This window comes from Streptomyces sp. NPDC031497 (genome assembly GCF_055580905.1).
Window position 1 is genome coordinate 312,441 of sequence record NZ_JBVIKO010000009.1, and the last position, 15,947, is coordinate 328,387.

Below are 15,947 nucleotides of genomic sequence, written 5' to 3' on the forward strand. Positions count from 1 at the left end.
CCACCGAGGAGGAACCCCGTGAGAGTCCAGGCAATCCCCGCCGCCCTGGCGGCGGCCGCGCTGCTCGCCGTCGCCGGCTGCGGCGGTCACGACAGCGCCGGTACGGCCGGCGACGGCGACGCGACCCCCACCAAGGCCGCCCAGCAGGCCGCGAGCGGCGACTTCGGAGACCTGAAGGACGTCTGCGGACCGGGCGACGCGAAGAGCGCGCCCGCCCAGGGTGTCACCGCCGACACCATCGACGTGGGCGTCTTCTCCGACGTCGGCTTCACCAAGAACTCCGAATTCGTCGACACCGCCAAGGTGTTCACCTCCTGGTGCAACTCGGCCGGCGGCATCGACGGCCGCAAGGTGGTCGCCACCACCCGCGACTCCAGGCTGATGGAGGTCCGCCAGCGGATGCTGGAGGCCTGCAAGGACGACTTCGCGCTCGTCGGCGGCGGCGCGGCGCTGGACGCCCTCGGCGTGCAGGACCGGCTGAAGTGCCTGCTGCCCGACTTCCCGGCCCAGGTCAGCCAGGTCCAGAACCTCGGCTCCGACCTCCAGCTGAACGAGACCGGCGGGGCGTCCTACGGCCGCTACACCGGCTACTACGACTGGCTGCTGAAGCAGGCCTATCCGAAGTCGGCGACCGCCGTCGGCACCATCGGCGGTGACGCCCCGGTGACCAAGGTCATCAACGCCGAGTCCAAGGAGATGCTCCTGGCCGCCGGCGCGAAGATCGTGTACCAGGATCTGTACCCGGCCGCCGGTGTCTCGGACTGGACCCCCTACGCCCAGTCCATCAAGAGCAAGGGCGTCAAGGGTCTCGTCTTCAACGGGGACTTCGCGAGCCTGGCCAAGCTGGAACAGATCCTGACCGGCATGGACTACAAGCTCGACTGGATCGACGCCAACAACAACGCCTACGGCCAGGCGTTCCTGCAACTGGCCGGCACCTCCCTCGACCAGCAGAACAACTTCGCCGATCTCAGCGGCGTCCACCCACTGGAGAAAGCGGCCGACAACCCCGCTACCGGTCAACTGGTCGGTCTGTTCAAGAAGTACGCCCCGAAGGCACAGATCACCCTGCCCGGCGTACGCGGGTTCGCCGCCTGGCTGCTGTTCGCGAAGGCCGCCTCCTCCTGCGGTGACGCCCTCACCCGTACCTGCGTCTACCAGGCCGCCGTCAAGGAGACCTCCTGGACGGGCGGCGGACTGCTCGCCCCGGTCGACCTGTCGAAGAAGGACGCCCCGCTGACCTGCTTCAACATCGAGAAGGCCACCTCCAAGGGCTGGCAGCCGGCCGACTTCGAGCCTGACGACGGCGCCTACCGCTGCAACGCGCCCGCCTACAAGTACAAGGGCGACTACGGCAAGCCCCTCACCCTTGCCGACGTCGGCAAGAGCATGAGCGATGTGAAGTAGATGGAGCAGTTCCTGACCTTCGGGATCGTCGGCCTGAGCACCGCCGCCGTCTACGCGGTGATCGGCAGCGGCCTGGTCCTCACCTACGTCACCACCGGCGTGTTCAACTTCGCGCACGGGGCGGCGGGCATGCTGGCGGCGTTCTGCTACTGGCAGTTCACCGTCGGCTGGGGCTGGCCGGTCCCGGTCGCCCTGGCCGTGGTCCTGCTGGTGCTCGCCCCCGCGTTCGGCCTCGCCGTCGAACGGGTCCTGATGCGGCCCGTGCAACGGCTCGGCGAGGCCGAACGCCTGGTGATGACGGTGGCGCTGCTCAGCGGTGCCATCGCCGCCGCCCGCTGGATCTGGGACCCCAACGTGCCCCGCCCCCTGTCGGTGTTCTTCGCCGACAGGCGGCCCTTCCACCTCGGCCCGGCCACCGTCACCTGGCACCAGGCCATCACCATGACCGTCGCGGTGGCGGTCGCCGGCGGGCTGTGGTTCCTGCTCACCCGCACCCGCACCGGTGCCGAGATGCGCGCCACCGTCGACGACCGCGCCCTGGTCCGGCTCACCGGCGCCGACCCGGTCCGCGCCGGCCGGGTCGCCTGGATCCTCGGCACCCAGCTCGCCGCGATCGGCGGCATCCTCATCGCCCCGACCGTCGCCCTGGACGCCTCCCAGCTCTCCCTGCTGATCGTCAGCGCCTACACCGCAGCCGTCTTCGGCAGACTGCGCAGCCTGCCCCTCACCTTCGCCGGCGCCGTCGTCGTCGGCTGCCTGGAGAGCTACCTCACCGGCTACCTCCCCCAGAACCCGTACCTGCCCGGACTGCGCCTGGCCGCCCCCGCCCTGCTGCTCTTCCTCGCCCTGCTCCTCTTCCGCCACCCGCGCCCGCGCCACCGCGACCGGCGCCTGGTCCAGGTCCCGGCGCCCGGCCCGCGCGGCACGGCCGTCTTCGCCGCCTCGACCGTCGCGTTCGGGGTGGTCCTGGCCACGGTCCTGGACGAGGCCGACCTCGTCACCTACGGGCCGGTCTTCTCCCTCGGCATCGTCGCCCTGTCGTACGTCCCGCTCGCCGGGTACGCCGGCCAGATCTCCCTGTGCCAGCTGAGCCTGGCCGGAATCGGCGCCGTCGTGTGGGGACACCTCGGCGCCCACGGGCAGTGGTGGGCGCTGGCCGCCGCGATCGCCGTGTCCGGGGCGGTCGGGGCACTGATCGCCGTACCCGCGCTGCGCTTCTCCGGCGTGTATCTGGCCCTCGGGACGGCGGCGGTCACGGTGGTCCTGGACCGCTGGATCTTCACCCTGCCCTCCTTCCACCTGTTCGGGGCGCGCATCTCCCTGTTCGACCAGGGCTCGGTCGACATGAGCGGGCCCGACCTGTTCGGCCTGCACCTGGACTCCGCCGCCGACCTGACCGTCCTCGCCGCGGTCTGCCTGGGCCTCGCCTCGCTCGCCGTCGCCCGGCTGCGCCGCAGCGGTTTCGGCCGGCGTCTGATCGCGCTGCGGGACAGCGAGGCCGCGTACGCGACGCTCGGCGGCAACCTGCTGGTGACCAAGGTGGCGGTGTTCGCGTTTTCGGCTGGTATCGCGGGCCTCGGCGGCGCCCTCTACGGCATGCAGCAACGGGCCGTCACCGCCGAGCAGTTCAACCTCGTCGCCGGGCTGCCGATCTTCCTCGTCGCCGTCATCGGCGGCCTTGGCGCGGTCGGTAACGGCCTGTTCGCCGGCACCGCCTACATCGGGCCGAACATGCTGATCGGCGTGGCCTCCTGGACCCAGAACATCGTCGCGCTGCTGCCCGCCCTCGCGGGCATGGGGCTCGGCCACAGCCCCGAGGGACTCGTCGCCCGTCTCCGGCGCACCTGGGAGCCGCTCGGCCGGGACCCGGTCGCCCTGCCCCTCCTGCTGGGCGCCCTGGCCCTGGGTTGGGTGCTGCGGCTGACCCACGCGATCGGCGACTGGACGTTCCTGACCGGTTCCCTGGTGGTGGCGCTCGCCCTGCGCGGTTGGGCCGCCGCGCGCGCGGCTCCGGACACCGTGCCGGACGTGCCGGTCGAGTGGTGGGGCGTACGACGGCCCTGGCGGCCCCAGGACGGGGAGGTGCTGGCCCGTGCCACTGCTGGACGTTAGCGGCGTCACCGTCTCCTTCGGCGGCAACCGTGCCCTGGACGGGGTCGGCATGAGCGCCGACCGGGGCCGGATCACCGGCCTCATCGGGCCCAACGGGGCCGGGAAGAGCACCCTGTTCGACGTGGTGTCCGGACTGCGTCGGCCCTCGGCGGGCAGGGTCGCCCTCGGCGGCCGGGACGTCACCCGCCTCGGCCCCGCCCGCCGCTGCCGGCACGGACTGGCCCGGACCTTCCAACGCCTGGAACTCTTCGGCCGGTTGAGCGTCCGTGACAACCTCCTCGTCGCCGCCGAACTCGGCCCCGAGCGCCGGCGGGCCGCACGGCTGACCGAGGACCTCCTCGACCGGCTCGGCCTGACCGGCGTGGCCGACACCTGCGCCGACCACCTCCCCACCGGCGTCGCCCGCCTGGTCGAGGTCGGCCGCGCCCTGGCCGTACGCCCCGCACTCCTGCTCCTCGACGAGCCCGCCGCCGGGCAGGACGGCGAGGAGACCGAACGGTTCGCCGCGCTGCTGCGCTCGCTCGCCGCCGACGGCACCGCGGTCGTCCTGGTCGAGCACGACATGGGCCTGGTCATGGGCGTGTGCGACGAGGTGTACGTCCTCGACCTCGGCAAGGTCATCGCCGTAGGACCGCCCGAGGTGATCCGGCACGACGAGACGGTGCTCGCGGCCTACCTGGGGGACGTGTGAACGCTCTGCTCGCACTGCGCGCCGTACGCGCCGCCCACGAGGGCATCACCGTCCTGCACGGCGTCGACCTGGCCGTCGGCGCCGGACAGGTCGTCGCGCTGCTCGGACCCAACGGGGCGGGAAAGACGACCACCTTGCACGTCGCCGCCGGACTCCGTCCGCCACGGTCCGGCCAACTCCTGTTCGGCGGACGGGACATGACCGGCGCCGACCCCCGCGACCTCGCCCGGGCCGGGGTCTGCCTCATCCCCGAGGGACGCGGAGTCTTCCCCAGCCTCTCCGTCCGCGACAACCTGCTGATGATGACCTTCACCGGCCGCACCCGCGAGGAGATCCAGGAGATCGCCTACGCCCGCTTCCCGGTCCTGGGAAACCGCGCGGGCCAGACGGCGGGCACACTCTCCGGCGGCGAGCAGCAGATGCTCGCCCTCGCCCGAGGGCTGGCCACCGACCCGGCCGTACTGCTCCTCGACGAACTCTCCATGGGACTCGCCCCGTTGGTCGTCTCCCGGCTCTACGAACAGGTCGCCGAGATCGCCCGGCAGGGCGTCGCGGTCCTGGTCGTCGAGCAGTTCGCGGCCGCCGTCCTCGGCATCGCCGACCATGCCGCCGTCCTCGTGCGCGGCCGCATCGAACGCCAGGGCCGCCCCGACGGCGGGCTGCGCGACGAACTGTCCGCCCTCTACCTGGGGAGTTCCGCATGACATCCACCGAGCCGCAGCCGGCCGCCCGCGCGGACCGGTTCGTCCGCGAACTGACCGACCTCAGGATCCCCGACCCGGCCGCCGCCCGCGCGGGCCTGTGGCTGCGCCTCGGCGTCGCTCTCATGACCGTCGGCCTGCTCCTCGCGGTGTCGGCGTACTTCGTCTCGCACAACACCCAGAACCAACTCGACCAGAACGACGCCCTCGCCCTCGGCCTCGGCGGCATCGCGGCGACGGTCGTCGGCGCGGCGCTGTTCCTGCGGTACTCGCTCACCGGCTTCCTGCGGTTCTGGATGGCCCGCCAGTCCTACGACCTCGCCGTGCTCGCCGACCGCCTGTGTGCGGTGCCTTCCCGGGGGACAACCCCCGGACCCCTGGCCGGAAAGGACCCCAGCCATGACCTCACCAGCTCCGACGCCGCGCCCCGGTGACCAGCTCGCCAGCACGGTGTGCACCACCCGGGTCGTCGTGGTCCGCGCCCGGGCCGACCGGCAGCCGGCCCTTACCTGCGGCGGCGCCCCCATGGTCGCCGCCGCCACCGCACCGCCCCCGCCCGCCACGGGCGGTGACCCGGTCACCCTCCTCGGCAAGCGCTACGCCGACGCCGACGACACCCTCGAACTGCTCTGCACCCACCCCGGCACCGGCGAACTCGCCTGCGACGGCGTCCCCATGACCCTCAAGGCCGCCAGACCCCTCCCCGCCTCGGACTGAACCGCCCACCTGCGAAAGGGACCTCGCATGAACAAGGACGACCTGATTCTCATCAGCGTCGACGACCACGTCATCGAGCCGCCGGACATCTTCGTCAACCACCTGCCGAAGCGGTATCTGGACGACGCGCCCAAGCTCGTCCACCGCGAGGACGGCAGCGACGTCTGGCAGTTCCGGGACAACACGGTCGGCAACGCCGCTCTCAACGCGGTCGCGGGACGCCCCAAGGAGGAGTACGGCCTCGACCCGCAGGGCATGGACGAGATCCGGCCCGGCTGCTACGACGTCCACGAACGCGTCAAGGACATGAACGCAGGCGGCGTGCTGGCCCAGATGAACTTCCCGTCCTTCCCCGGCTTCTCGGCCCGCATGTTCGCCACCGAGGACTCCGACTTCTCCCTCGCGCTGGTACGGGCGTACAATGACTGGCACATCGACGAGTGGTGCGGCTCCTACCCGGGGCGCTTCATCCCGATGGCCCTGCCCGCCATCTGGGACGCCGAACTGTGCGCGGGCGAGCTGCGCCGGGTCGCCGCCAAGGGCTGCCACTCGATGACCTTCCCGGAGAACCCCGCCGCGCTCGGCTACCCGAGCTTCCACGCCCCCTACTGGAACCCGGTGTGGCAGGCCGCCTGCGACACCGGCACGGTGCTGTCGGTGCACATCGGCTCCTCCGGCCGCCTCGCCATCCCGGCCGTCGACTCACCGCCGGACGTGATGATCACCCTCCAGCCGATCAACCTCGTCCAGGCCGCCGCCGACCTGCTGTGGTCGCGCACCCTCAAGGACTTCCCCGACCTCAGGATCGCCCTGTCCGAGGGCGGCACCGGCTGGATCCCCTACTTCCTGGAGCGCGTCGACCGCACCTTCGAGATGCACGCCGCCTGGACCCTCCAGGACTTCGGCGGCAAGCTGCCCTCCGAGGTCTTCCGCGAGCACTTCCTGACCTGCTTCATCACCGACCGGCTCGGCGTGAAGCTGCGGCACGAGATCGGCATCGACAACATCTGCTGGGAGGGCGACTACCCGCACAGCGACTCCCTGTGGCCCGACGCCCCCGAGCAACTGCACGGCGTCCTCACCGAGTTCGACGTCCCGGACGCCGACACCGTGAAGATCACCCACGAGAACGCGATGCGCTGGTACTCCTTCGACCCCTTCACACACATCCCGCGCGAGAAGGCCACGGTCGGCGCCCTGCGCAAGGCCGCCGAGGGGCACGACGTCAGCATCCGGGCCCGTAGCCGCCAGCTCAAGGAGCCGGTCGACAAACTGGAGGCCTTCCGCGCCCGGGCCCGCGCGGCCGTAGCGGCGGCGAGCAGCTAGTGGCCCACGACAACGGGCTGTTCGACCTGACGGGACGCGCGGCGCTGGTCACCGGCGCCGCGGGCGGCATCGGCGCCGCCGTCGCCCACGCGCTCGCCCGGGCCGGCGCCGCCGTTCTCGTCACCGACGTCGACCCGGCCGCCGCCGCGTCCGTCGCCGGGAAGATCACGGCGGCGGGCGGTACGGCCGACAGCGCGCCCCTCGACGTACGCGACCGGGCCGCCGCCGACGCCGCCGTCGCCCGGGCCGCCGCCCTCGCCGAAGGCACCCTGCACATCCTCGTCAACAACGCCGGCGTCACCGCGCCGGCCATGTTCGCCGACCTCGACGAGGCCACCTTCCGCCGGCTGCTCGACATCCATGTCCTGGGCACCTTCACCTGCTCCCAGGCCGCCCTCCCGTTCCTGCCCACCGACGGCACCGGACGCATCGTCAACGTCACCTCCTCGGCGGGCCTGACCGGCACCCTCGGCCAGGTCAACTACTCGGCCGCCAAGGCCGCGGTCATCGGCATGACCAAGTCGCTCGCCCGGGAGCTGGCCAGGAAACAGATCAAGGTCAACGCCCTGGCCCCGCTGGCCGCCACGCCTATGACGGAGATCATCCGCACCGACGAGAAGTTCGCCGCCGCCATGCTCGCCCGTATCCCGCTCGGCCGCTGGGCCGAACCCGAGGAGGTCGCCGGTGCCTTCGTCTTCCTCGCCTCGGACGCCGCCTCCTTCGTCACCGGCCAGGTCCTGCCGGTCGACGGCGGCCTGGTGATCTGATGGCATCCGCCGGTGATCCGACGGCTCCCGGACCCCTGTCCGGAGTGACGGTGGTGGCCCTGGAACAGGCCGTCTCCGCACCCCTGTGCACCCGCGTTCTCAGCGACCTCGGCGCCCGGGTGATCAAGGTGGAGAACCCGGAGGGCGGCGACTCGGCCCGCCACATCGACGACGTGGTCGGCGGCCTCGCGGCGCACTTCGTCTGGGCCAACCGGGGCAAGCAGTCCGTCGCCCTCGACCTCAAGTCCGAGGCCGGGATGGCGGTTCTGCACCGCCTGCTCGACCGCGCCGACGTGCTGGTCTCCAACCTCGCGCCGGGCACCACGGCCAAGCTCGGTCTCGCCCCCGACGACCTGGCGACCCGGCACCCCGGCCTGATCGCGGCGGAGATCGACGGCTACGGGCCCGGCGGCCCGCTGTCCCACAAACGCGCCTACGACCTTCTCGTCCAGGCCGAGTCCGGGGTCTGCGCGATCACCGGCCACCCCGGCGCCCCGGCCAAACCGGGCCCGCCCATCGCGGACGCGAGCACCGGCCTGTACACGGCACTGTCGGTCGTGGCGCTGCTGTACGCCGGTGAGCGCCGGGGCGAGCGGGGCGGTGCCGTCGCGGTGAGCATGTTCGACACCATGACCGAGCTGATGGGGTACCCGCTCACCCACACCCGGCACGCGGGCGGCTGGCAGCAGCCGCTCGGCATGAGCTCGCCCGCGGTCGCCCCGTACGGCGCCTACCGCACCGCCGACGGACACACGGTCGTCCTCGGCACCACCAACGACCGCGAATGGCAGCGCCTGGCACGGGAGTTGCTCGAACGCCCGGACCTGGCGGCCGACGACCGCCTCAGGACCAACCCCGGCCGCGTCCACCACCGCGACCTCCTCGACACCGAGATCGGCGCCTGGTGCGCCCGGCACGACCTGGCGTACGTCCAGCGGCGCGCCGACGAATCCGGCATCGGCAACTCCCGCTACAACACCCCCGACGACGTCCTCCACCACCCCCACCTCGCGGCCCGCGACCGCTGGCGCCACATCGACACCCCCGCCGGACCCGTACCGGCGCTGCTGCCGCCCCCGGTCATCGCCGGCTACGACCCCCCGATGGGCGCCGTCCCCGCCCTGGGCGAGCACACGGGTCAGCTCCTCGCGGAACTCGGCCTCCCGGAGACGGAACCGAGGGCCGGCACATGACCGGGCCCGCCCTGTTCAACCCGCCCGGCGGCGCCATCGGGCTGCGGACCATGTGCGAGGGCGGCGGCAGGGCCGACGCCACGCTTGTCGAACTCAGCTTCTGACCAGGGGGTTTCGGTGCGCCGAGAGATCTTCACCGCCGACCACGAGGACTTCCGCGCCCTCGTCAGGGAGTTCGTGGCCAAGGAGGTGGTCCCGGTCTACGCCTCCTGGGAGCGGGCCGGCCGCCTGCCCCGCGAGATCTTCGAACAGCTCGGCTCGCTGGGCGTGCTGGGCATGGCCGTCCCGGAGGAGTACGGCGGCTCGGGCCTCGCCGATTACCGCTACAACGTCGTCCTCCAGGAAGAGACGTCCCGGGCCCTGGTCACCCTGGGCACCGTACGCACCCAACTCGACGTCATCCTGCCGTACTTCCTCGCCTACGCCGACACGGAACAGCGGCGCCGCTGGTTCCCCGGCCTGGCCGCCGGCCGGCTGCTGACCGCCGTCGCCATGACCGAGCCCGGCACCGGTTCCGACCTGGCCGGCATCCGCACCACGGCCGTACGCGACGGCGACACCTATGTCCTCAACGGCGCCAAGACCTTCATCACCGGCGGGCTGCTCGCCGACCTGGTGATCGTGGTCGCCCGCACGGCGGACGACCCCGCCGACCGGCGCGCCGGCCTGACGCTGCTGGTGGTGGAGGACGGCATGCCCGGATTCACGCGGGGGCGGGTCCTCGACAAGATGGGCATCAAGGTCCAGGACACCGTCGAGCTGGCCTTCACCGACGTACGGGTCCCGGTGGCCAACCGGCTGGGGGAGGAGGGGGCCGCCTTCGGCTATCTGGGCCACAACCTGCCGCAGGAGCGGATGACGGTCGCCGTCGGCTCGGTCGCGCAGGCGCGGGCCGCGCTGGAGACGACCATCGAGTACGTCAAGGAACGCGAGGTCTTCGGCAGGGCGGTGGCGTCCTTCCAGAACACCAAGTTCGAACTCGCCGCCGTGGCCGCCGAGATCGAGGCCGCACAGGCCATGCTGGACCGCGCCGTCCTCGACCTGGTGGACGGGGAACTGTCCGGCGCGGACGCGGCCAAGGTGAAGCTCTTCTGCACCGAGATGCAGGCCCGAGCCGTCGACCGGTGCCTTCAACTGTTCGGTGGCTACGGCTATATGACGGAGTATCCGATCGCCCGGCTGTACGCGGACGCCCGGATCACCCGGATCTACGCCGGCACCAGCGAGGTCATGAAGGTGATCATCGCGAAGTCGCTGGGGCTGTGAGCGGGACTGCGCGAGGGCCGCCGGCCACGCGACGGCCGAGGCCTCCGCGCACGGTTCACACGACGGCCGAGGCGCCCGCGCGGCTCAGCGTCCGTACGCCGTCGTCTCCGCCAGGTCGGCCGCGGACTTCATCAGCTCCAGCACCATCGGCCCGAACGCCTGCAACCTCTCGTTGTCACCGGCCCGTTGGAAGCCCTGTTCCAGCACGATGGCCAGCTTCCACTGGGCGAGGACGTCGTAGTAGTCCATGTCGTCGACCTGACGGCCGGAGACGTCCGCGTAGTGCTGGATCAGCTGCTCGCGCGACGGCATGCCGGACAGGTCGACGTAGGACGCGGTCGCCGCCTCGGGGGCATCGGTGTCCTCGGGCCAGCCGCGCAGCATCCAAGCCAGGTCGAGCTTGGGGTCGCCGACGGTGCCCATCTCCCAGTCGAGGACGGCGGCGAGCCGGGCCGGGGCACCATGGCGGTACATCACGTTGGCGAACTGGTAGTCGCCGTGCATCAGGCCCGGGACGTGGTCGAGGGGTCTGTGGGCGCGCAGCCAGGCCGACGCGGCGTCGAAACCGGGCAGCTCGCGGCCCTTGACGCGCTCCAGGTAGCGGGTCCAGCGGTCGACCTGGCGTTCGTGGAAGCCGTCGGGGCGGCCGAGGTCGTGCAGCCCCTTCTCCCGCCAGTCCACGCGGCTCAGCAGAGCCGCCCCCTCGGCGAGCTGGTACGCCAGCCCGGCTCGCGCGGTGAGGTCGGCGTCGAAGGGGGCCGGCCAGGTGCGGGCGCTCATCGGGGACCAGCCGTCGACGAACTCCATCAGATAGAAGGTGCGGCCCAGGACGGCGGCGTCCGTGCAGACCGCGATCGCCTCGGTGTGCGGGACGTCCGTGCCGTTCAGCGCCTCGGTGATCCGCCACTCGCGCCGGATGCCCTCGTCACGGGCGGCCGGCGCGGTGGGCGGCGGGATCCGCAGGGCACAGTGCAGTTCGCCGCGCCGGATCTCGTATATCTCGTTCTGCGCCCCGCCCGAGACATACCGGTGCTCCACCGGCTCGCCCTTGCCGGGCAGACCGGACGCGTCCAGCCAGCCCGCCAGCCGCTCGACGTCGATCATCGGGCCTCCGCCCCGGGCTCCAGGAACTCCGCGTACTTGCCGCGGGCCGCGGCCAGCCGCCTGGGCAGATAGCCGCTCGGCCAGAGGTCGTCGCTCGCCCGGTGGTCCCGCAGCACCTGCCGGGCGACCGTCACCTTGTGGACCTCGGTCGGGCCGTCCGCGATGCCCAGCACACTCGCGCCCAGCAGCATCCGGAACAGCGGCATGTCACCGCTCACCCCGAGTGCGCCGTGCACCTGGATCGCGCGGTGTGCGATGTCGTGCAGCACGCCCGGCAGCAGCACCTTGACCATGGCGATGTCCTTGCGGACCTTGCGGTGGTCGTTGTACTTGTCGATCTTCCAGGCGGTATGCAGCACCGTCAGCCTGAACTGCTGCAGCTGCGCCCACGAGTCGGCTATGTGCCCCTGCACGAACTGTTTGTCCGCGAGGACCGTGCCCTGGGTGTGCCGGCTCAGCGCGCGCTCGCACATCATGTCGAACGCCTTGCCCGCGAGCCCGATCGTGCGCATCGCGTGATGGATCCGCCCGCCGCCGAGCCGGGTCTGCGCGATCACGAACGCCTGCCCCTCGCCGCCGAGCAGCGCGTCCGTCGGCACCCGTACGTCCTCGTAGTGCACCAGCGCGTGAGAACCCCGTTCTTCGGGCTCACCGGCCAGCGCCACGTTCCGCTCGATGACGATGCCGGGCGTCTGAGCCGGGATCAGGAACATCGACATGCTCTTGTACGGGTCCCCGTCCGGGTCCGTCACGGCCATCACGATGAAGAAGGCGGCCGTCCTGGCGTTGGACGAGAAGTACTTCCAGCCGTTCACGACCCATTCGTCACCGTCCCGCACCGCCCGCGTGGTGAACTCCTTGGGATCGGCGCCGGCCTGGGGCTCCGTCATCGAGTAGCAGGAGAAGATCTCGCCGTCGAGCAGCGGCCGCAGATAACGCTCCTGCTGCGCCTCGGTGCCGTAGTGGGCGAGGATCTCCGCGTTGCCCGTGTCCGGGGCCTGGCAGCCGAAGACGACCGGGGCCCAGGAGGAGCGGCCCAGGATCTCGTTGAGCAGACAGAGCCTGACCTGGCCGTGGCCCGCACCGCCCAGCTCGGGGCCGAGATGGGTCGCCCACAGTCCGTGCGCGCGGACCTCCTTCTTGAGGGGGTCGAGGACCCGGCGGAGATTGGCGTCGGGCGGGGTGAACTGCAGGCCGTCCCAGAGCAGATCGAGGGGTTCGACCTCCTCCCGCACGAACTGGTCCGCCCAGTCCAGCTGGGCCTGGTAGTCCGGCTCGGTCTCGAAGTCCCACGGCATTGTGTCTCCTTCCGGCGACTGTCAGAATAACGTTCTCGCGAAAGAGAACGCAATTACCATGGCATGGGACGAGAGTTCTGGACCGGTCACCCCGAGGGAGCGTGCGTACGGATGAAGGCGACCGATCAGTTCCATGTCGGCCTCGTCGTCGACGACATCGCGGCTGCCGCGGCCGAGCTGTCGGCGCTCTTCGGCCACCAGTGGTGCGACGAACTCGGCGCGCCGGTCAGGGTGAGCCTGCCCGGCGGGGACACGGTCCTCGAGCTGCGGTCGACGTACTCGATGTCCCTGCCCCGGCTGGAACTCGTCCGGAGCATCCCGGGCTCCCTGTGGCAGCCGGCCGCGGGCTCCGGCGTCCACCACCTCGGCTACTGGTCCGACGACGTGACCGCCGACTCCGCCGAACTGGCCCGGCACGGCTACGCGCCCGAGGCCGTCGGCCGGCGCCCGGACGGCACCCCGTACTGGGCGTTCCACCGCGGCATCACCGGCCCGCGGATCGAGCTGGTCACCCGCGCGTTGCAGCCGGTCCTGGAGCGGTACTGGACGACCGGGAGGCGGCCGTCGTGATGACGGGTTCGTCCGGCACGCCGGTCCCTGCCGTCAGCTCACGGTGATGGCGTGCTCGGGGCACAGGGCGGCGGCCGAGCGCACCGCGTCCTCGTGCTCCGCGGGGACCTCGGGCACGTCCACCACGGCATAGCCGTCGTCGCCGAGGTCGAACACCTCCGGGCAGAGCGTGCAGCACACCCCGTGCCCGCGGCAGCGGTCGTCGTCCACGGTGACCTTCATCGGGCCGGGCTCCACTCCAGGTCGAGATGGGTGAGGCCGCGGAGGATGAAGGTCGGCACGTACTGGTAGCGGCGGGCGTCGGCCGGGCCGTGCACCCGCTCGGCGATCCTGATGTCGGACGTACGGTCCAGCAGCCGTTCCAGGGTCACCCGGGCCTCCGCACGGGCCAGCGGCGCGCCCGGGCAGGTGTGGGCGCCCCGGCCGAACGCGAGGTGGCGGCGGACGTTCGGACGTCCGGCGTCGAAGGTCTCCGGGTCCTCGAACTGGCGCGGGTCGCGGTTCGCGGCGGCGTTGAGCACCATCAGCGTGGTCCCGGCCGGGACGTCGACCCCGCCCACCGTGGTAGCCACCCGCGACAGCCGGAAGTCGCCCTTCACCGGGCTCTCCGACCGCAGCGTCTCCTCCACGAAGTTCGGGATCCGGTCCCGCTCGCTGCGCAACAGCCGCTGCAGCTCCGGGCGTTCGGTGAGCACCTTGAGCGCCGAGCCGAGCAGCCGGACGGTGGTCTCCTGGCCGGCCGCGAACAGGTTGGCGGCGACCCGGACCACGTCGATGACCTCCGGCGTCGACCCGTCCGGGAAGGTCGCGGTCGCCAGGCCCGTGAGCACGTCCTCGCGGGGCTCGCGCCGCCGCTCCTCGATGTACGTCGTGAAGCGGCCGTAGAGGAACTCCAGCGGCGAGTGGTGCAGCGCCTCGTCTCCCGTGCTGCCGATGCCACCCCCGTTCTGCGGCCGGCGCTGGAGCCTGTCCATGAACTCCTGCCGGTCCTCCTCCGGCACACCGAGCAGGTCGGCGATGACGAGGAGGGTGAACGGCCCGGCGAACCCGCCGATGAACTCCCCCTCGCCCGGCGCGAGATAGGCGTCGAGGAGCCCGTCGGCCAAGTGCCACATGGACGCCTCGTTCTCCTTGAGGCGCTTCGGCGTGATCAGCCGCATCAGGAGGGCGCGGTGGTCGGTGTGCACCGGCGGGTCCATGGTCGGCAACTGGTCGCTCATCGGCAGCGCGTCCCGGTGCCGCTCGATCAGCCCGCTCACGTCGTCGCCCTCCAGCGGGACCGGGAACCCGGGGAACGGGCCGGTGACCGAGACGCAGGAGGAGAAGGTGCCGCTGTCGTTGTAGACCTGCAACGCCTCGTCGTACCCGGTCACCATCATCACGTCGTGGTGGGTCTCGCGGTGGACGGGGCACTGTCCGCGCAGGGCGTCGAAGTAGGGGTAGGGGTCCGCGACGAGCCTCTCGTCCCGGAAGAAATCGATCGCCTCGAAGTCGTTCACGGTCTGTTCGGCTCCCTCTCGGCCGGCAACCCTGACGATCGGGAACGGTAGCACAGTTCTCCAATTGCTGGAATGCTGGACGTCGTGGTGGAGAGTCGCATTCTCGGTCGAGTTCAGGGAGATCCGTGGAAGAGACAGATGAGCTGCGCGTCGCGCGCAGCCTCCTGGTCCTGGCGATGACGGCCGCCCCGGGCCGCATGGGGGAGTTACGCATCCACGCCGGCACCGCGCCCCGCACCGTGGTCACCGACGCCGAGGCCGACGAACCGCTGTGCCGGCTCACCGCCTGCCGCGGAATGACCGCGGGCAGTGTGGCCCGGCGGGGCGTGAAGGACGTCCGTGTGAGGCGGGGGGCGGGGGAGTGAGCGCGGGGAACGTCGGGTTCGTCGGCCTCGGCAACATGGGCAGCGTCCTGGCCGGGAACCTCGTGGGGGCGGGCTGCGCGGTCGTGACGCATGACGCACTCGGCCCGCGCCGGTCGCCCGACGGTGCCGAGTACGTCCCCGACGTGGCCGAAGTGGCCCGCCGCACGGACGTTCTGGTGCTCAGCCTGCCCGACGGAGCCGCGTCCGAGCAGGTCGCCCGCGAGATCCTGGGGGCGTCCGGGAGACGGGTCCGGTACGTCGTCGACACGTCCACCGTCGGCCCGGCCGCCGCCCGTACCGTCGCCGGGCTCCTGGCCGACGGCGAGGTCGGCTATGTCGACGCGCCCGTCTCCGGCGGAGTAGCCGGCGCCCGGGCCCGCACCCTCACCGTCATGTACGCCGGGGACGACGAGGCGTGTTCACGTGTCGAGGGGGTGCTGGCCGGACTGAGCGATCGTCGCCGACGGGTCGGCGACGAGCCCGGCATGGCCCAGGCCCTGAAGCTCGCCAACAACTTCCTGTCCGCGACCACCCTCGCCGCGACCAGCGAGGCCGTCGTCTTCGGTCTCGCCGCCGGACTCGACATGGCCACCATGCTCGACGCGCTCAACGGCTCCAGCGGCCGGAGCGCGGCCACCAGCGACAAGTTCCCGGCCCACGTCCTCACCGGCAGCTACGCCGCCGGCTTCACCAACTCCCTGATGGACAAGGACATGCGGCTGTATCTGGACGCGGTCGGCGAGCAGGGTGGCCCGGTCGCGATCGGAGCGGCGACCGGGTCGGTGTGGGCGCGGTTCGCCGAGGCCGAGCCCGGGGCCGACTTCACCCGGATCTTCCCCTTCGTGGACGGGGCCTGACGGACCGGTCGGCACGTCCGCCCCGGCCTCCGTCCAGGCCCCCGCCCAGGCTCCGCCCCCGACCCCGGCCTCCT

17 protein-coding genes are annotated in these 15,947 nt (G+C 71.8%); 13 read left to right on the top strand and 4 right to left on the bottom strand.

Annotated elements, in window-relative coordinates:
- Positions 1 to 18: 18 nt before the first annotated feature.
- From ACZ5K7_RS21360 to ACZ5K7_RS21405, 10 genes are all read left to right on the top strand, one after another.
- Complete coding sequence (locus tag ACZ5K7_RS21360) at positions 19 to 1,407, top strand: ABC transporter substrate-binding protein (protein ID WP_468915283.1); 1,389 nt, start codon at positions 19 to 21, stop codon at positions 1,405 to 1,407.
- Entirely contained in the window at positions 1,408 to 3,519 is a 2,112-nt protein-coding gene (locus ACZ5K7_RS21365; RefSeq protein WP_468915285.1) for a branched-chain amino acid ABC transporter permease, read from the top strand.
- Positions 3,500 to 4,210 (top strand): ABC transporter ATP-binding protein, encoded by a 711-nt coding sequence (locus ACZ5K7_RS21370; protein ID WP_468915287.1) that lies wholly within the window; start codon positions 3,500 to 3,502, stop codon positions 4,208 to 4,210. Before ACZ5K7_RS21365 ends, ACZ5K7_RS21370 begins: the two co-directional genes overlap by 20 nt.
- Positions 4,207 to 4,914 (top strand): ABC transporter ATP-binding protein, encoded by a 708-nt coding sequence (locus ACZ5K7_RS21375; RefSeq protein ID WP_468915289.1) that lies wholly within the window; start codon positions 4,207 to 4,209, stop codon positions 4,912 to 4,914. The genes ACZ5K7_RS21370 and ACZ5K7_RS21375 overlap by 4 nt, the downstream gene beginning before the upstream one ends.
- Entirely contained in the window at positions 4,911 to 5,345 is a 435-nt protein-coding gene (locus tag ACZ5K7_RS21380) for a hypothetical protein (protein ID WP_468915291.1), read from the top strand. Before ACZ5K7_RS21375 ends, ACZ5K7_RS21380 begins: the two co-directional genes overlap by 4 nt.
- Positions 5,311 to 5,628, top strand: coding sequence for a hypothetical protein (locus ACZ5K7_RS21385; protein ID WP_351713173.1), 318 nt, complete (start codon positions 5,311 to 5,313; stop codon positions 5,626 to 5,628). The genes ACZ5K7_RS21380 and ACZ5K7_RS21385 overlap by 35 nt, the downstream gene beginning before the upstream one ends.
- 27 nt (positions 5,629 to 5,655) lie before the next feature.
- Positions 5,656 to 6,954, top strand: coding sequence for an amidohydrolase family protein (locus ACZ5K7_RS21390; RefSeq protein WP_468915292.1), 1,299 nt, complete (start codon positions 5,656 to 5,658; stop codon positions 6,952 to 6,954).
- Positions 6,954 to 7,721 (top strand): SDR family NAD(P)-dependent oxidoreductase, encoded by a 768-nt coding sequence (locus ACZ5K7_RS21395; protein WP_468915294.1) that lies wholly within the window; start codon positions 6,954 to 6,956, stop codon positions 7,719 to 7,721. Before ACZ5K7_RS21390 ends, ACZ5K7_RS21395 begins: the two co-directional genes overlap by 1 nt.
- Entirely contained in the window at positions 7,721 to 8,914 is a 1,194-nt protein-coding gene (locus tag ACZ5K7_RS21400; RefSeq protein ID WP_468915296.1) for a CaiB/BaiF CoA transferase family protein, read from the top strand. The genes ACZ5K7_RS21395 and ACZ5K7_RS21400 overlap by 1 nt, the downstream gene beginning before the upstream one ends.
- 117 nt (positions 8,915 to 9,031) lie before the next feature.
- Positions 9,032 to 10,180: an acyl-CoA dehydrogenase family protein gene (locus tag ACZ5K7_RS21405; protein ID WP_468915297.1), complete on the top strand. Its 1,149-nt coding sequence runs from the start codon at positions 9,032 to 9,034 to the stop codon at positions 10,178 to 10,180.
- Positions 10,181 to 10,264: 84 nt separating this feature from the next.
- Here the strand turns inward: ACZ5K7_RS21405 and ACZ5K7_RS21410 are convergent, their stop codons facing one another.
- Both ACZ5K7_RS21410 and ACZ5K7_RS21415 read right to left on the bottom strand, forming a co-directional pair.
- Positions 10,265 to 11,284, bottom strand: coding sequence for a phosphotransferase family protein (locus ACZ5K7_RS21410; RefSeq protein ID WP_468915299.1), 1,020 nt, complete (start codon positions 11,282 to 11,284; stop codon positions 10,265 to 10,267).
- A complete protein-coding gene (locus ACZ5K7_RS21415; protein WP_468915301.1) occupies positions 11,281 to 12,582 on the bottom strand; it encodes an acyl-CoA dehydrogenase family protein in 1,302 nt (433 codons plus the stop codon). Before ACZ5K7_RS21415 ends, ACZ5K7_RS21410 begins: the two co-directional genes overlap by 4 nt.
- 111 nt (positions 12,583 to 12,693) lie before the next feature.
- Between ACZ5K7_RS21415 and ACZ5K7_RS21420 the strand changes: the two genes are divergently transcribed.
- On the top strand, positions 12,694 to 13,152 hold the full coding sequence (locus ACZ5K7_RS21420) for a VOC family protein (protein ID WP_468915303.1): 459 nt from the start codon (positions 12,694 to 12,696) through the stop codon (positions 13,150 to 13,152).
- 33 nt (positions 13,153 to 13,185) lie between these two features.
- Here the strand turns inward: ACZ5K7_RS21420 and ACZ5K7_RS21425 are convergent, their stop codons facing one another.
- Both ACZ5K7_RS21425 and ACZ5K7_RS21430 read right to left on the bottom strand, forming a co-directional pair.
- Complete coding sequence (locus tag ACZ5K7_RS21425) at positions 13,186 to 13,374, bottom strand: ferredoxin (RefSeq protein WP_351713190.1); 189 nt, start codon at positions 13,372 to 13,374, stop codon at positions 13,186 to 13,188.
- A complete protein-coding gene (locus ACZ5K7_RS21430; RefSeq protein WP_468915305.1) occupies positions 13,371 to 14,651 on the bottom strand; it encodes a cytochrome P450 in 1,281 nt (426 codons plus the stop codon). The genes ACZ5K7_RS21425 and ACZ5K7_RS21430 overlap by 4 nt, the downstream gene beginning before the upstream one ends.
- Positions 14,652 to 14,776: 125 nt before the next feature.
- On the opposite strand from ACZ5K7_RS21430, the gene ACZ5K7_RS21435 reads away from it, so the two are divergent.
- Both ACZ5K7_RS21435 and ACZ5K7_RS21440 read left to right on the top strand, forming a co-directional pair.
- Positions 14,777 to 15,016: a hypothetical protein gene (locus ACZ5K7_RS21435; RefSeq protein ID WP_468915307.1), complete on the top strand. Its 240-nt coding sequence runs from the start codon at positions 14,777 to 14,779 to the stop codon at positions 15,014 to 15,016.
- Positions 15,013 to 15,873 (top strand): NAD(P)-dependent oxidoreductase, encoded by an 861-nt coding sequence (locus ACZ5K7_RS21440; protein ID WP_468915309.1) that lies wholly within the window; start codon positions 15,013 to 15,015, stop codon positions 15,871 to 15,873. The genes ACZ5K7_RS21435 and ACZ5K7_RS21440 overlap by 4 nt, the downstream gene beginning before the upstream one ends.
- Positions 15,874 to 15,947: the final 74 nt, after the last annotated feature.

Coding starts and splice junctions, on each gene's coding strand:
- ACZ5K7_RS21415 (WP_468915301.1), bottom strand. CDS start 12,582: ATGCCGTGGGACTTCGAGACCGAGCCGGACTACCAGGCCCAGCTGGAC.
- ACZ5K7_RS21380 (WP_468915291.1), top strand. CDS start 4,911: ATGACATCCACCGAGCCGCAGCCGGCCGCCCGCGCGGACCGGTTCGTC.
- ACZ5K7_RS21390 (WP_468915292.1), top strand. CDS start 5,656: ATGAACAAGGACGACCTGATTCTCATCAGCGTCGACGACCACGTCATC.
- ACZ5K7_RS21420 (WP_468915303.1), top strand. CDS start 12,694: ATGAAGGCGACCGATCAGTTCCATGTCGGCCTCGTCGTCGACGACATC.
- ACZ5K7_RS21365 (WP_468915285.1), top strand. CDS start 1,408: ATGGAGCAGTTCCTGACCTTCGGGATCGTCGGCCTGAGCACCGCCGCC.
- ACZ5K7_RS21385 (WP_351713173.1), top strand. CDS start 5,311: ATGACCTCACCAGCTCCGACGCCGCGCCCCGGTGACCAGCTCGCCAGC.
- ACZ5K7_RS21400 (WP_468915296.1), top strand. CDS start 7,721: ATGGCATCCGCCGGTGATCCGACGGCTCCCGGACCCCTGTCCGGAGTG.
- ACZ5K7_RS21410 (WP_468915299.1), bottom strand. CDS start 11,284: ATGATCGACGTCGAGCGGCTGGCGGGCTGGCTGGACGCGTCCGGTCTG.
- ACZ5K7_RS21425 (WP_351713190.1), bottom strand. CDS start 13,374: ATGAAGGTCACCGTGGACGACGACCGCTGCCGCGGGCACGGGGTGTGC.